At 68.7% G+C, this 14,937-nt stretch carries 14 protein-coding genes; 8 read left to right on the forward strand and 6 right to left on the reverse strand.

Going from position 1 to position 14,937, the window contains the following annotated elements:
• Window positions 1–77: 77 nt before the first annotated feature.
• Window positions 78–1,043: an MBL fold metallo-hydrolase gene (locus ABSH63_RS08475; RefSeq protein ID WP_352888983.1), complete on the forward strand. Its 966-nt coding sequence runs from the start codon at window positions 78–80 to the stop codon at window positions 1,041–1,043.
• Window positions 1,044–1,195: 152 nt separating this feature from the next.
• Here ABSH63_RS08475 and ABSH63_RS08480 read toward each other — a convergent pair whose 3' ends face one another.
• Window positions 1,196–3,004: an alpha/beta fold hydrolase gene (locus ABSH63_RS08480; RefSeq protein ID WP_352888984.1), complete on the reverse strand. Its 1,809-nt coding sequence runs from the start codon at window positions 3,002–3,004 to the stop codon at window positions 1,196–1,198.
• A 99-nt stretch (window positions 3,005–3,103) separates the two neighbouring features.
• Here ABSH63_RS08480 and ABSH63_RS08485 point away from each other — a divergent pair, with 99 nt between their 5' ends.
• Entirely contained in the window at window positions 3,104–4,165 is a 1,062-nt protein-coding gene (locus ABSH63_RS08485; RefSeq protein WP_352888985.1) for an aminopeptidase, read from the forward strand.
• 64 nt (window positions 4,166–4,229) lie between these two features.
• The gene (gene cysS / locus ABSH63_RS08490) at window positions 4,230–5,606 is read left to right on the forward strand and encodes a cysteine--tRNA ligase (protein ID WP_352888986.1); all 1,377 of its coding nucleotides are present in this window, start codon (window positions 4,230–4,232) and stop codon (window positions 5,604–5,606) included.
• Here the strand turns inward: cysS and ABSH63_RS08495 are convergent.
• The 4 genes from ABSH63_RS08495 to ABSH63_RS08510 all read right to left on the reverse strand — a co-directional run bounded on the left by ABSH63_RS08495 (window position 5,597) and on the right by ABSH63_RS08510 (window position 8,488).
• Window positions 5,597–5,824, reverse strand: a complete 228-nt coding sequence (locus ABSH63_RS08495) for a DUF4169 family protein (protein WP_352888988.1) — start codon at window positions 5,822–5,824, stop codon at window positions 5,597–5,599. The two genes, cysS and ABSH63_RS08495, sit on opposite strands and share 10 nt — an antisense overlap.
• Window positions 5,825–5,847: 23 nt before the next feature.
• On the reverse strand, window positions 5,848–7,473 hold the full coding sequence (locus ABSH63_RS08500; protein ID WP_352888989.1) for an alkaline phosphatase D family protein: 1,626 nt from the start codon (window positions 7,471–7,473) through the stop codon (window positions 5,848–5,850).
• 71 nt (window positions 7,474–7,544) lie between these two features.
• Window positions 7,545–8,087, reverse strand: coding sequence for a DUF4396 domain-containing protein (locus ABSH63_RS08505; protein WP_352888990.1), 543 nt, complete (start codon window positions 8,085–8,087; stop codon window positions 7,545–7,547).
• A complete protein-coding gene (locus ABSH63_RS08510; protein WP_352888991.1) occupies window positions 8,084–8,488 on the reverse strand; it encodes a MerR family transcriptional regulator in 405 nt (134 codons plus the stop codon). The genes ABSH63_RS08505 and ABSH63_RS08510 overlap by 4 nt, the downstream gene beginning before the upstream one ends.
• Before the next feature lie 266 nt (window positions 8,489–8,754).
• On the opposite strand from ABSH63_RS08510, the gene pgi reads away from it, so the two are divergent.
• The 3 genes from pgi (at window position 8,755) to ABSH63_RS08525 (ending at window position 11,785) form a co-directional block, all read left to right on the forward strand.
• Window positions 8,755–10,368, forward strand: a complete 1,614-nt coding sequence (gene pgi, locus ABSH63_RS08515; RefSeq protein ID WP_352888993.1) for a glucose-6-phosphate isomerase — start codon at window positions 8,755–8,757, stop codon at window positions 10,366–10,368.
• Between the two features lie 83 nt (window positions 10,369–10,451).
• Window positions 10,452–10,820 carry a PA2779 family protein gene (locus ABSH63_RS08520; protein WP_352888995.1) on the forward strand — a complete coding sequence of 123 codons (369 nt, stop codon included), beginning with the start codon at window positions 10,452–10,454 and terminating at the stop codon, window positions 10,818–10,820.
• 5 nt (window positions 10,821–10,825) lie between these two features.
• Window positions 10,826–11,785, forward strand: a complete 960-nt coding sequence (locus tag ABSH63_RS08525) for a PA2778 family cysteine peptidase (RefSeq protein ID WP_352888996.1) — start codon at window positions 10,826–10,828, stop codon at window positions 11,783–11,785.
• Here ABSH63_RS08525 and queG read toward each other — a convergent pair.
• Entirely contained in the window at window positions 11,758–12,846 is a 1,089-nt protein-coding gene (gene queG, locus ABSH63_RS08530) for a tRNA epoxyqueuosine(34) reductase QueG (protein ID WP_352888997.1), read from the reverse strand. The two genes, ABSH63_RS08525 and queG, sit on opposite strands and share 28 nt — an antisense overlap.
• A 49-nt stretch (window positions 12,847–12,895) precedes the next feature.
• Between queG and ABSH63_RS08535 the strand changes: the two genes are divergently transcribed.
• Window positions 12,896–14,365, forward strand: coding sequence for an NAD(P)H-hydrate dehydratase (locus tag ABSH63_RS08535; protein WP_352888998.1), 1,470 nt, complete (start codon window positions 12,896–12,898; stop codon window positions 14,363–14,365).
• Window positions 14,362–14,847: a tRNA (adenosine(37)-N6)-threonylcarbamoyltransferase complex ATPase subunit type 1 TsaE gene (gene tsaE, locus ABSH63_RS08540; RefSeq protein WP_352889000.1), complete on the forward strand. Its 486-nt coding sequence runs from the start codon at window positions 14,362–14,364 to the stop codon at window positions 14,845–14,847. Before ABSH63_RS08535 ends, tsaE begins: the two co-directional genes overlap by 4 nt.
• The last annotated feature ends 90 nt before the right edge of the window (window positions 14,848–14,937 follow it).

The raw sequence follows: 14,937 nt of genomic DNA on the forward strand, positions 1-14,937 counted from the left end.
ATGGGCGAATCGCGCACAATCGCGCGCCGTGGCCGACAGCCACAGGCCCGACCGATACGACCGCCGCACTCTCCGAGATGAACGCCGATCCCCAGCCGCGTCTGCCGCCCGTCATCGATTACCCGCACGGCATTGTTTGCGTCGACACACTGCAGGAACGCGCCGGTCTGGCCTGCTGCTATCTCGTGCGGCGTGGCGAGGACCTCGCCTTCGTCGAAGCCGGCACCGCGCCCGGCGTGCCGCGCCTTTTGGCCTTGCTCGATGCGCGCGGTCTGGCGCGCGAGCGTGTGCGCTACGTCATTCCCACGCACGTGCATCTGGACCACGCCGGCGGCGCCGGCGCACTGCTGCGCGAGTTGCCGGCGGCCAAGCTCGTCGCGCATCCGCGCGGCGCGCGACATCTGATCGATCCGTCCAAGCTGATCGTCGGCGCGCAGGCGGTCTACGGCGCGGCGGCGGTCGCACGCATGTACGGCGAGATCGTGCCGGTGCCCGAGGATCGCGTGATCGTCGCCGACGACGGTGCCCGTCTGCCGTTCGGCGATGCCGAGCTGCAGTTCGTCGACGCCCCGGGACATGCGCGCCATCACTTCTGCGTCTGGGACGTGGTGTCGCGCGGCTTCTTCTGCGGCGACAGTTTCGGCCTGTCGTATCGGGAGTTCGACGGGCCCGGCGGCCCGTTCCTGTTCCCGACGACCACGCCGGTGCAGTTCGAGCCGGACGCGTGGATGCAGACGCTGGACCGGCTCCTGTCCTTCGCCCCGCAGCGCATGTATCTCACGCACTACGGCTGTGTCGACAACGTCGAGCATCTGGCGCGGATGCTGCGCGCCGGCATCGAGCGTTACCGCACGATCGCCGAGGCGCTCGCGAAGCAACCCCAGCGCCACGCCAAGCTGGTCGCGGCCTTGATGGCGGACGCCCTGCGCGAACTGGCCATGCTCGATGCGCCGGTGTCCGAGGCGCGCGCGCGCAAGCTGCTGGCCTTCGACATGGAGCTGAACGCGCAGGGCCTGGAGGTCTGGCTCGACCGAGCGGCGTAGTTTCGGCCCGCATCTGCGCCGTTCGGGCGGAGTGCCAGCGCGGTGTATCGAGGCCGGGACGCCGGCCTCGATACGGATCTGCCACGCTCGCGGCAGGTTTCTATGCGCCCGCGTGGCGGGCGACTCGATCCGAACGGTTTGAGTGAAGCTGGTTACACGCCCTCACGCACGATCTCGCTCGGCGCGAGCAGCGGCAGCTGCACGCTGCCGGAGAGGTTCAGCGCCGGCACGAAGAGGTCGCGCGACCAGGTGATCGGGAACTGCGGATGGAAGCCATAGATCAGAAGGCCCAGCGCGTCGCCCTCGGCGAGACGCTCGCCGATGCCCGTCATCTCCAGCGTGTGGCGGCCGAAGCCGCGTAGCGGCGTGAGCTGGTCGTCGATCAGATCCCAGCGCTCGCTGCCGGCGGCGCGGCGTCCGATGCCGACGAACAGAATCGGATCGCAGCCGAGCTGGATGACCGGCGTCGCACAGGTTTCCATCTCGAAGCCGGACAGCCCGGTGATCTCCACGTCGATCAGCGGCACGCCGGCGAGGATCGCGCCGCCGGCGCCGATGGTCTTGAGCGGCTGTGTCGCCAAGAGCGCCTCGCGCGCCGCATTGCCGAGCAACGAGCCGAGCACGCCGAGCGCACCGCTGAGCTGCGGCGTGCCGGTGGCGATCGGGAAGCTCTCGCCGCCGCGCTTGACGCTGCGCACGCTGATGGCGTCGTCCTCGGCGAGGCTCAGGCAGACGTCGTGACCGGTGGTCAGCACCGCGTCGATGGCGCCGGACTGGCCGCGCAGCTTTTCCTCGAACCAGGCGAAGCGCAGTTCCGCCATGTCGAGGCTGCCGCAGGCGCCGCTGCCGCCGGCGTCCTGGAAGTTGGGTAGGGTCAGCGCCGCGTAGAACGGATCGAACGGCCCTTCGAGCGGCTCGCTCGACACTGGCAGGATGTGGCCGGATTGGTGGGTGAGTAGGCGCACGTCGCCGCCGCGCGCCTTGAGGCACTCATAGTTGCGCAGGCCGTCGTTGAAGTTGAACAGCGTGTCCTTGAAGCCCTGCGTGATCAGCGCGTCGATTGCCGGGAAGGGCCCCGGTGGTACGAGGAAGGTATCGGGCGTCGCGAACTGGAAGTCCTGCGGCCCTGGCGCCACGCCGTCGCAGAAGTAGCGCACGCTGTGGTAGGCGAAGAAGTTGCGGCCGGGCTCGGGGAACTGGTTGCTGAGCGAACCTTCGATCAGGGTTTCGATGATCGCTGCGTCTTGGTTCGTCCCCGTCGGAATCTGGCCGGCCGAAAGGCCGGTGATGTTGCTGGCCTCGCCGCCGGCGACCAGCACCAGCGCCCAGCCGGATTTGATCACCTCGTGCGGGTTGAGCGCGTAGACCAGATCGTGCGGGGTGATGTCCGGCGCGATCACGCGCAGGCGCTGCTTGGGATCGGCGCCGGCGAGCAGGAACTGGTACATGCCGCCGTAAGAGCCGCCGTAGCTGCCGACGTACATCTCGCCGTTGCCGCGGCGGCGCAGACCTTCGAGGTTCTCGGCCCAGTCCAGTATCGCGATCAGGTTTTGGCCCTCGTAGTCCGGGTCCATCACGCGCACGGTGCCGCTGGACTCGCCGAAGCCGCGCTGGTCGATGGAGATCACATAGTAGCCGGCGTCGTTGAGGCGCTTGATGAAGCTGCCGTCGGGCGCGGTGGTCTCACGCGAGCCGCCATAGCCGTGGCCGTGCAAGACCAAGGGGTAGGTCTTGCCGACTTCGAGCCGCGTCGGCTCGAACACCTGTATGACGGTGGTGTCGCCGGTCACCGGCGAGACGACTTCCTGACGGTAGACGGTGCCGGCGCGATCGGCGGCCACCGCGACGCGCGGCGGCGTCTCGTCGGCCGGCAGCGGACTGTTGTCGATAGAGCCGCCGTCGCCGCCACAGGCGGTCAAGAGTACGACGAGACCGGTGAGGACAGGGATGCGCATCGACATGGAAAACACTCCTCCTGGGGGCAGCGGCACTATCCTGTGCCTGATGTTGTGCCTAATACGTCCTTGAGCACGTGTCAGATTACGCTTTCGTGACTTTCGATGCGACTGGCAAAAATCGCCTTCATCGTCCTTGCCAGCGTGTCCGGCGTTTCGTGCACGCGCCTTGGCTACTACGCGCATCTCGCCGGCGGGCAGATCGCATTGCTGTCGGCGCGTCAGCCGATCGCGCGGCTGATCGAGGATCCAGCCACCGACGCTGCGCTGCGCGAGCGCCTTTGCACGGTGCGCGAAGCGCGCGCCTGGGCCGCCGCGCATCTGCACCTGCCGGCCAACGGCAGCTATACCGCCTATGCGGATTTGCAGCGCGAGTACGTCGCCTGGAACGTGTTCGCGACACCGGAATTCTCGCTCGCACCGCTGGAGCATTGCTTCCCGTTCGCCGGCTGTGTCGCCTACCAGGGTTTCTACGCGCTGGACAAGGCTGAAGCGCGCGCACGCGAACTACGCGCCCAGGGCTATGACGTGCACATCGGCGGCGTGCCGGCGTACTCGACGCTGGGCTGGTTCGACGATCCGCTGCTGAGCACGATGATGCGCTGGGACGATGCGACGCTGATCGGCACGTTGTTCCACGAGCTGGCGCACCAGAAGCTGTACGTGCGTGACGACAGTGCCTTCAACGAGTCGTACGCGAGTTTCATCGAGCAGCAGGGGCTGCGCGAGTATCTGGCGCAACACCCGGACGTTGCGCCGCCGGATGCGGTCGCACGCGGCCGGCGCACGCAGTTCGTGCAACTGATTCTCGCGGCGCGCCAGCGGCTGGAGGATTTGTACGCGCTACCGCTGTCCGCCGAGGCGATGCGCGCGCGCAAGGCCGAGGAGTTCGCCCGGCTCAAGGCGCAGTACCTGCGTCTGCGTGACACCGCCTGGGACGGCGATCCGCGTTACGACGGCTTCTTCGCCGACGATGCGCCGAACAACGCGCGTCTGCTGCCGTTTGGTCTGTACGACGAATACGTGCCGGCGTTCGCGCTCGTGTTCGAGCAGGCGGATCGCGACTGGGCGCGCTTTCACGACGAAGTCGGGCGCCTCACCAAGCTCGATGCCGATGCGCGACGCACCGCACTCGCTGCCTTGTCGCGTCGGCGCCTGCCCGAGTGAGGCCGATGCGCGGTGAGCGATATCCGAGTAATCTGCGCGCATTTTTCCCTGAGCGTTTCGAACCATGCAGCTGTACGACACCCTCTCCGGCAGCAAACGAGACTTCGTTCCAATCGATCCGCGGCGGGTGACGATGTACGTCTGCGGACCGACGGTCTACAGCTACGCGCACATCGGCAACGCGCGGCCGGCGGTGGTGTTCGACGTGCTCGCGCGCGTGCTGCGGCGGCGTTTCCCTCAGGTCGTCTACGTCCGCAACATCACCGACATCGACGACAAGATCAACGCCGCGGCGGCCAAGGAAGGCGTCGACATCCGCGTGATCACCGACCGCTATGCGGCGATCTATCACGAGGACATGGCCGCGCTCGGCGTACTGCCGCCCGATCATGCACCGCGCGTGACCGAGCACCTGCCGCAGATCATCGACATGATCCGGCGCCTGATCGACCGCGGTCATGCGTATGAGGCCGAGGGGCATGTGCTGTTCCATACGCCGAGCTTCCCCGAGTACGGTCGCCTGTCCGGCCGCGGCGAGCAGGCACTGATGGCCGGCGCGCGCGTGGAGGTCGCCCCTTACAAGAAGCATGCGGGTGACTTCGTACTGTGGAAGCCGTCCAGCGACGAGCAGCCGGGCTGGGCATCGCCCTGGGGTCGCGGCCGTCCGGGCTGGCACATCGAGTGCTCGGCGATGGCCGAGGCGCTGCTGGGCGAGACCATCGACATCCATGGCGGCGGCCACGACCTGATCTTCCCCCACCACGAGAACGAGATCGCGCAGTCCACCTGTGCGCACGGCGGCAAGGTGCTCGCGCGTTACTGGCTGCACAACGGTTTTCTGAATGTCGACAGCCAGAAGATGTCCAAGTCGCTCGGCAACGTGCTGCTGGTGCACGAGCTGCTCAAGACCGTGCCCGGCGAGGTGATTCGCCTGGTGCTCTTGACCGGCCACTACCGCCAGCCGATCGACTGGACCGACGAGGTCGTGACGGAAGCGCGCAAGAAGCTCGACCGCCTCTACGGCGCGCTGCGCGAGCTGCTGGATGTGACGCCGGTGGCCGGGGTCAAGGCACCGGAAAGATTCATCGCCGCGCTCGAGGACGATCTCAACACGCCGATGGCGCTGGCCGAACTGTTCGAGCTCGCCCGCGCCGCAAACAAGGCGACGACGCCGGACGAGAGGTCCCGGATCAAGGCGCAGATGCTCGATGCCGGCGAACTGCTCGGCCTCTTGCAGCAGGACCCGGTGGCGTGGTTCGCGCATTCGCCGCTCGCTGCCGGGGCGCCGTCGGCGGAGGAGATCGAGGCCTTGCTCTCGCAACGCGCACAAGCCCGCAAGGACAAGCGGTGGGCCGAATCCGACCGCATCCGCGATGCGCTCAAGGCACGCGGCGTGCTGGTCGAGGACTCCAAGGACGGGCAGCGCTGGCGCTACGCCTGATCGGCACCGGCGTCGCGTTCGTCTCGGACCGCATCGGGCTGCGCCGGATCGCGCCGCAGCCGATCGAGCCGGCGCTGCGCCTCCTCGGCCTCGGCGGCGTCGCGCTGCTTCTGTGCCTTGGTACGACCGAAGCGCACGCGATTCTCCTCGGCCTGGCGCGCGGCGGCCTCGCGCGCCTTGCGCTTGCGAAAGCGTTTCAGGTTGACGATGTCGGCCATGCTGTTGACGTGAGCACCGTCCGCTACGTTGCGCTCGGACCACCGGCGGCCCGCAGGCGGTTCTCGCCTGCGTTCGTGTACAGCGCGTAGCCGAACCGTTCGGGCGAGTCGGGTTCGAGGATGGAGTCCACGTACCACCATTCGCCCTGGGTGCGTTCGTGGGTGATGTCGAGCAGCACGTAGCCGTGGCGCTGGCCTTCGAAGTATTTGATGTGCGGGTCGGCGACGCGCAACGCCGCCTGCAGCAGCGGTGTGGTGCCGTCGGGGAAGCCGCTGGAGGTGACGGACGGCGAGACGAACTCCACGCCCAGCGCCTTGATCAGGCCGAGGTCGAGCGGATCGCCGACGGTGTTGTCGAGCAGCGTCACCAGTTCGCCGGGATCGCGGTACAGCTCGCTGCCCCAGGAGCTGTGGATGTCGCCGGTGAGCACGACCAGGTTGTCGACGCCGGCGCGCTCGAGTGCGTCGAACACGCGGTCGCGCGCCGCCGGATAGCCGTCCCACTGATCGCCATTGATCGCCAGCAGTTCCTCGGCGAGCGTGGTGCCGAGCAGGGCAAGATCAGGCAAGGATGCCAGTCGCAGTTGCGCGAACATCACCTGCTGGCCGAGCAGTTTCCAGCGTGCGGTGGAGGTCGTCAGACGCTCGATCAGCCAGTTTTCCTGCGGCACGCCGAGGAGCTGTCGCCGAGGGTCGTTGAGTGCGACCGGATCGAGCGGCGGCGTGCCGAGCTGCTCGTCGCGTCCGTACAGGCGCGTGTCGAGCATCATGAGATCCACCAGATCGCCGAAGACGAACTGGCGCCAGATGCGCTGCGGCTCGGACGGATCGACGAGGCGGATCGGCATCCACTCGAAATAGGCCATGATCGAGGCCGCCTTGCGCAGTGCCCAGATGCCTTCCTCGCCCTCGGTGTGATTCTCGGCGCCACCCTGCCAGGCATCGTTGGCCGACTCGTGGTCGTCCCAGACCGCGATCAGCGGATGCGCTGCGGTCATCGCCTGCAGGTCGGGATCGGTGCGGTACTGCGCGTGACGGTCGCGGTAGTCGGCGAGCGTGATCGTCTCGCGGCCGTTGCTGTGACCGCGGTTGAGGCCCTCCACGCCGCTGGAGCCCGACTCGTAGAGATAGTCGCCGAGATGGAATACGGCGTCGAGATCGCTGCGTTCGGCCATGCGCCGGTAGACGCCGAAATAGCCGGCCGCATAGTTCGAGCACGAGGTGAAGGCAAAGCGCAGGCGCTCGACGTGGCCGATCGGCAGGGTCTTGGTGCGGCCGACCGGCGAGACGGCGCCGCCGGCCTCGAAGCGATACCAGTAGTGCGTGCCGGGGGCAAGCCCGGTCGGGTCCACCTTGACGGTGTAGTCGCGCGTCGCGTCGGTCACGACCGTATCGCTGATGAGCACCTGCTTGAAGTCCGGGTCGCGGGCGACGACGTAGCGCACGCGCACCGGGCCATCGGTTGCGGGCGTCACGCGCGTCCACAGGATCACGCGGTCGGTCAGCGGATCGCCGCTGGCGACGCCGTGCTCGAAGCGCACCTTGCCGGCCACGCCGTCATTGCCGGGGATGGTGCTGCTGCCGCAACCCGGCAGCAGCACGCTGCCCGAAAGTCCGCCCAGGCCTTGAAGAAATCTGCGCCGCTGCATGTTCGCTCCCGTATGATCCAGACGCGCCAGTATGGCGCTCGCAGATCACCGACGTATGAAACGGCGCGACCTCAGTGGCAGCGCTTGAGGTTGCGTGCCAGCAGCCACTTGTTCACCGGCAGCGCGGCGGCGTAGCCGGCGAAGGCGGCGATCGCGAAGGCGAGCCAGAACTGGGGATGCGCGGGACTCATGCCGGGTCCCATGCCGCCGAGCTGATAGTCGACCAGATTCATGACCAGCTCCATGACCGCGATCGACACGGTCTCGCCGAGCCAGACGATGCGCAGCGCCTGACGCGCCGTCATGCCGCCGCGCACCAGCGGAATGATCGCCAGCGCAAAGCCGCAGGCGAAGGCGAGCGTCACCGCCAGCGTGATCGTCGCGGCTATGCCCCAGCCGAGGCCGACGCCGATCGACAGGCCGATCCATTCGCCGATCGCGCAGCCGGTCAGGCAGTGCAGGGTGATGCGGGCGGCGGTCGGCCAGTCGTTGCGTGCGCCGTGATGACCGTGCGCATGGCCGCCGCCGTGCGAAGCGGCCGGCATTGGGGCGGTTTCGCAGCAGGCATGGCGATCGCCGTGTTCCGGGGCGGAGTTGGAGACGCAAGGGTTCATGCGGCGTCTCCACTGAGCGCCTGCAGGATCGGGCAGTGTTCGGCCGCACCGTGTCCCGGGCAGGCATCGACCAGCCGGCGCAGGCCGTCGCGTATGCGCCGCAGCTCACGCAGTTTTGCTTCGACCTCGGCGAGACGCTGTTGCGCCAGATGCTTCACCGCTTCGGCATCGCCGCGCCGGTCGGACAGGTCCAGCAGGCCCGCGATGTCGTCGAGGCTGAAGCCGAGTGCCTTGGCCTTACGGATGAAGCGCAGGCGCTGCAGGCTCTGCGGCGGGTACTCACGATAGCCAGACGGTCTGCGCGGCGGCTCCGGTAACAGACCGCTGCGCTCGTAGTAGCGCACGGTGTCGATGCCGACGCCGGCCTGTTCGGCAAGCTGGCTGATGCGCAGGCTGCGCATGGTCGGTCTCCATCGAGGCGGGTCCTCATGCTAAACCCTGGACTCGGGGCCGGAGTCAAGACCAGACGCAGGACGCATTGCGTCGTGCTCGCGCGATCCCGCGCCGCAGGGTATTGCGCCGCAGCGGCATGGCTGTGTCTGGCCGCTACCCAGTGGACCACGGCGGACGTACATGTGGGCGCTGGTATGCACGGGGCTGCCGTGCGCCGGCTTCCCCGATCGTGCGAGGGCCGTTAGCCTTGGGCTCCGCTTGATGAGTGCGGAACATGATGATCACTTCGCGAACCGATGCATGGCGCAGTCTGCACGCCCACGCGGCGCGCATGCGCCAGCACCGTGTCGTCGAGCTGTTCGCTCAAGATGCGCGGCGTGCGCAGGATTTCGCCGCCGAGGCTTGTGGCCTGTATCTGGACTACTCCAAGCAGTGCGTCGATGCCGAGGTCCGCAGCGCGCTGTTCGCGCTGGCCGAGGCCTGCGAGCTATCGGCGTGGCGTCGGCGTCTGTACGCCGGCGAGCGGATCAACGGGTCCGAGGACCGCGCCGCGCTGCACATGGCACTGCGCGCACCGCGCGATCACGCCGGGTTCGCCGCCGTGGCCGACGAGGTGCACGCGGTGCGCGCGGCGATGGCGCGCTTCGCCGATGCGCTGCGTGGCGGCGCGTATCGCGGGGTTTCGGGGGCGCGCATCACCGATGTGGTCAACATCGGCATCGGTGGATCCGATTTCGGGCCGCGCATGGTCTGCGCGGCGCTGGCGCCGCAGATCGACGGGCCGCGTGCACACTTCGTCGCCAATGTCGATGGCGCGGAACTGCACGCGCTGCTTCCGACGCTCGATCCGGCGCGCACGCTGTTCATCGTCACCAGCAAGACGTTCACGACGCAGGAGACTCTGGCCAATGCACGGCGCGCACGCGCCTGGCTGGTCGCGGCACTCGGGGACTCGGCGGTGAGCCGTCATTTCGTCGCCGTGTCGACCAACGCCGAGGCCGCACGTGCCTTCGGTATCGACTCCGCTTCGACGTTCGGCTTCTGGGACTGGGTCGGTGGCCGCTATTCGCTGTGGAGCGCGGTCGGCCTTGCGATCATGCTCGCGCTCGGACCGCAGCGCTTCGAGGCGCTGTGCGCCGGGGCCCACGCGATGGATCGCCATTTCGTCGAGGCGCCGCCGCAGTCCAACCTGCCGGTGCTGATGGGTCTGCTCGGTGTCTGGAACACCAACTTCTTCGGCTGTGCGAGTCAGGTCGTGGTGCCGTACGCCGAGCGGCTGTCGCTGTTCGGCGGCTGGCTGCAGCAACTGGAGATGGAATCCAACGGCAAGCGCGTCGACCGCGACGGGCGCGCCGTCGACTATGCCACCACGCCGGTACTCTGGGGCAGCGTCGGCACCAACGCCCAGCACGCCTACTTCCAGATGCTGCATCAGGGCCCGGCGGTGCATGCGATCGACTTCATCCTGCCGCAGGTTGCGGATCATCCTTTCGACGAGATGCAGCGCATGCTCGTAGCCAACTGCCTGGCGCAGTCGGCGGCGCTGATGCGTGGCCGGAGCGCGGACGACGTGCGCGCGGAGCTGGCCGCGGCGGGCTGGTCCGGCGAGGCGCTCGAGCGCGCCATCGCGCATCGCGTCTGTCCCGGCAATCGGCCGAGCAATACGGTGCTGCTGCCGCGTCTTGACGCCTATCATCTGGGCGCGCTGCTGGCGCTCTACGAGCACCGCTGCTTCGTGCAGTCGGTGATCTGGAACATCAATGCCTTCGACCAATGGGGCGTGGAGCTGGGCAAGCAACTGGCGCAGCGCATCGCCGATCCGCAGCAGCTCGCTGGCCTTGATGCGTCGACGCGCACGCTGTGGTCCCGGATCTACCCGCAGGGCTGACGCCGGGCATCGTCCGGTTGGCGGGATACGATGCAGCCGATACGATGCAAAGAACGTACGACTCAACACGAACGAGGTGCACCATGGATGGATGTCGCGGTGTCTTGGCGGTCGTCGTGGCGGTGGCGTTGGGTATGGCGACGATTGCCGCACCGGCGTCGGCGGCCATCGTCGGCACCGAGCAGATGCTGTCGCCGTCCGCGGCGCGGAACCAGGTCGAGGCGTTCATCGCGCGCGCGGACGTGCAGCAAAAGTTGCAGGACTGGGGGATCGACCCCGCCGATGCGCAGCGCAGGGTCGCCGCGCTCACCGAATCCGAGCTGCAAGGCTTGGCGGCACGGATCGACGAGCTCCCGGCCGGCGCCGGCGCACTCGAGGTCATCGGCGTGGTGTTTCTCGTGCTGCTGATTCTCGAACTGGTCGGCGTCATCAACGTCTTCACTGCCATCTGAGGCGGATGGCGCCGCCCCCCCGGCGCTGGCGGGCGCCGGGTTTGCTGATGGTTGCGCTGATGATCGGGGCCTGCGCAGGCCCGGAGACACTGCGTCTGCGCGCCGAATCGGTCCCGGTGGAACTGGCCGCGGTGCCGTTTCATCCTCAGGATGAGTATCACTGTGGGCCGGCGGCGCTGGCGACCGTGCTGGCGGCCGACGGTGTCGACGTCTCGCCGGAGGCGCTGGTGCCGGAAATCTATGTGCCGGCACGACAGGGCAGCCTGCAGGCCGAAATCATCGCCGCGGTGCGCCGACGCGCGCGTGTGCCTTTCGTGCTGGCTCCGCACATCGACGCCGCACTGGCCGAGCTTCACGCAGGCCGTCCGGTGCTGGTGCTGCAGAACCTGGGTACGCGCGGCTTGCCGGTCTGGCATTACGCGGTGGTCGTCGGTTTCGATCCGCGGCAGCAGCGTTTCGTGCTGCGCTCGGGGCGCGAGCGGCGGCTGGAAATGTCGGCGCGACGCTTTCTGCAAAGCTGGGATCGCGCCGGCCGCTGGATGCTCGTCGTCGCGCGGCCCGATGCGCCGCCGGTCAGCGCCGAGGTGCAATCCTGGCTGCGCGCCGTCGCCGCGTTCGAGTCGCTCGGCGAGCTCAAGATCGCGATCACCGCTTATCGGGCGGCGACGCGGCGCTGGCCGGCGGTGCCGATGACGTGGACCGCGCTCGGCAACGGTCTGGCCCAGCGCGGCCTCTGGGCGTCTGCAGCGCGTGCCTACGAACGCGCGCTCACTAGCGGCGGCGATACGCCATGGTTGCGCAACAACCACGCTTGGGTGCTGGCGCAGATGGGCTGCCGCGCCGATGCGCTGGCCGAGATCGACGCGGCGCTGACGGCGGCGGTGGAGCCGGCGCAGCGCGACACCCTGCGCGACACGCGGGCGCGGATCGAAACGCTTCAGCCGGACGCCGTCTGCGACCGGTGACGCGCGAGCGCCCAGGCGACGTGCTCGCGGACCATGGCATCGTCGTGCTCGGCGCGACGATTCAAGGCGTCGATGACGGCTTGTGAGCGGGGGGCATTGCCGAGCGCGACGGCGAGGTTGCGTAGCCAGCCGGCGTAGCCGGCGCGGCGCAGCGCCATGCCCTCGGTGCGGCGCCGCCACTCGTCCTCGGTCCACGCGAACAGATCGACCAGGCGCGCGGTATCCAGGCCGTGACGCGGGGCGAAATCCGCCTCGGTCGCGAGTTGCGCGTGGCGGTTCCACGGGCACACGAGCTGGCAGTCGTCGCAGCCAAAGACGCGATTACCGATCAGCTGCCGCAACTCGAGTGGAATCGCACCGCGATGCTCGATGGTCAGATACGAGATGCAGCGTCGCGCGTCGAGCTGGTAGGGCGCGACGATGGCCTGTGTCGGACAGATGCGGATGCAGGCCATGCAGCGGCCGCAGCGGTCGGTGACCGGCGCGCTCGACGGTTTGGGCAGCGGTAGATCGGTGTAGATCTCGCCGAGAAAGAACCACGAGCCCGACTGCTCGTTGATCAGCAAGGTGTGCTTGCCGATCCAGCCGAGCCGGGCGTCACGCGCCAGAGCCTTTTCGAGGACCGGCGCACTGTCGGCGAACACGCGGTATCCGTGCGGACCGACGGCATCCTCGATACGCAGCGCGAGCTTGCGCAGGCGTGCGCGCATCAGCTTGTGGTAGTCGCGGCCCAGGGCATAGCGCGAGATATAGGCGCGCTCCCCATCGGCCAGCACCTGCTGCGCGTCCGCGGCCAGCGGCCGGTAGGGCATGCGGACGCTGATCACGCTGAGCGTGCCCGGATGCAGAGCGGATGGGGTGTGGCGCTTGTGCGGGTCGCGCGCCATCCACGTCATCTGGCCGTGGCGCGACTGCGCGAGCCAGTCGCGCAGGTGCGCGGCGTCGGCGTCGAGCTCGCAGCTCGAGATGCCGGCGTCGGCAAAGCCGAGCTCGCGCGCCCAATCCACGATCCGCGCGGGCAGATCGGCGGGGACGGGCGCGAGCTGACTTGCGGGACTCATGTACGGATGCGTTCGGCTGGCAAACGGGACGGGCTCTTATACTGTCCGCATGTCCGAGTTGATGCACGCGTTGTACGACGCCGAGCAGGTGCGCGAGCTGGATCGCCGTGCGATTGCCAGCGGCATCGACGGCTACACGCTGATGCAGCGTGCGGCGCTGGCGTGCTGGCAGGCGATGAGCGCGCAGCCGCAGCCGCGCAGCGTGAGTGTGCTCTGTGGTACCGGCAACAACGGCGGTGACGGTTACGAGATCGCGCGCCTGGCGCGGGCTGCCGGGGCGCAGGTACGCGTGGTCGCGCTCGCCGAGCCGCGCGCGGGGAGCGAGGCCGCGCGCGCGCGGCGCGCCTGGCTCGGCGATGGCGGCACGATCGAAGAAGATCTCGGCGCGCTGGCTCGCAGCGACTGGGTCGTCGACGCCCTACTCGGCACGGGCCTCGGGCTCGAGCCGCAGGGCGCGATGCAGGCGGCGATCGCAGCGATCAATCGCGCGCGAGACGAGGGTGCCCGCGTGCTCGCGGTCGATGTGCCCTCGGGCCTGGACGCGAGCAGCGGTCACGTGCCAGGGGACTGCGTGCACGCCGATGTCACCGTCACCTTCATCGGCAACAAGCTGGGCCTGTGGACCGGGCGCGGTCCGGCGTTCTCCGGAAAGCGTGTGTATGCCTCGCTGGACGTGCCGTCTTCGATCTTCGCCGGCCTGCTGCCGCGCGCCCGCTTGCAGTCGGCGCGGGAGCTGAGCGCACTGGCCCCGCGCCGGCGCGATGCGCACAAGAACCTGTCCGGGCATGTGCTGGTCATCGGCGGCAATCACGGCATGGCTGGCGCGGCCCTGCTCGCCGGCCGCGCGGCGCTACGCGCAGGCGCCGGGCTGGTGACGCTGGCGACCCGTCGTGAGCACGCACCGGCGCTCACCGCGGCGCAGCCGGAGCTGATGGTGGCGGGCATCGATGATGCGGACGCGCTCGATCCATTACTCGCGCGCGCGAGTGTCGTCGCTCTCGGTCCGGGGCTCGGGCAGGACGAATGGGCGCGCACGCTCTACGCGCGCGTGCTCGCCGGCACGCATCCCCTTATCGTCGATGCCGACGCACTCAATCTGCTGGCGCGCTTTCCGCGCGCACGCGGCAACTGGGTGCTGACGCCGCATCCGGGCGAGGCCGGGCGCCTGCTGCAGTGCTCGACCGCGCAGGTGCAGGCGCAGCGGCTCGAGGCCGCCGAACGGCTCGCCGCGCGCTACCACGCCGTGGTCGTGTTGAAGGGTGCCGGCAGCATCATCAGCGGCACACCGGCGCACATCTGCGCCGAGGGCAATCCGGGCATGGCGGTGGCAGGCATGGGCGATGCGCTCACCGGCGTGATCGCGGCGTTGTGGGCACAGACCGGCGATGCGCAACGCGCGGCGCAGCTCGGCGTGCTCGCCCACGCGTGCGCCGGCGATCGCGCCGCCCGCGGTGGTGAGCGCGGTTTATTGCCGAGCGACGTGATCGCCGAACTGCGCAGCATGCTCAATCCGTCATGAGCGGCAAGGAGACCACGGACGCGATCGTTCTGGCCGACGCCGCCGCGACCGAGGCGGCCGGTGTGGTGCTGACGCAGGCGCTGGATGCGCGTGCCGGCGCCGTGGTCTTTCTCGAAGGCGATCTGGGGGCGGGCAAGACGACGCTCGTGCGCGGGCTGCTGCGCGCACTGGGCGTCGCCGGTCCGGTGCGCTCGCCGACGTACACGCTGGTCGAACCCTACGCGATCGGTACGCGCAGCGTCGTGCACATGGACCTGTATCGCCTCGCCGATCCACACGAGTGGTGGACGCTGGGGCTGGACGCCTATCCGCCCGATCAGACCCTGTGGCTGGTGGAATGGCCGCAGCGCGCGCAGGGTCTGTTGCCGGCGCCGACGCTGGTGCTGCGGCTCGCCGTGCGCGGCAGCGCGCGGACCCTGGAGGTCCACGGTGAGGCCGGACTTGCCGACAGCGTTCGCGCCGGACTGCAGGCTTTGTCTTAAGAGTTGTGGCTATCTCGATGTTTGGGCGTAATATTCCGCTTGCATTCGAGCGCTGGACGGCGTAATTTGCGCAGCAGCCGTGTACGGAAG

The organism is Sinimarinibacterium thermocellulolyticum, assembly GCF_040327995.1.
Lineage (GTDB): Bacteria > Pseudomonadota > Gammaproteobacteria > Nevskiales > Nevskiaceae > Solimonas > Solimonas thermocellulolyticum.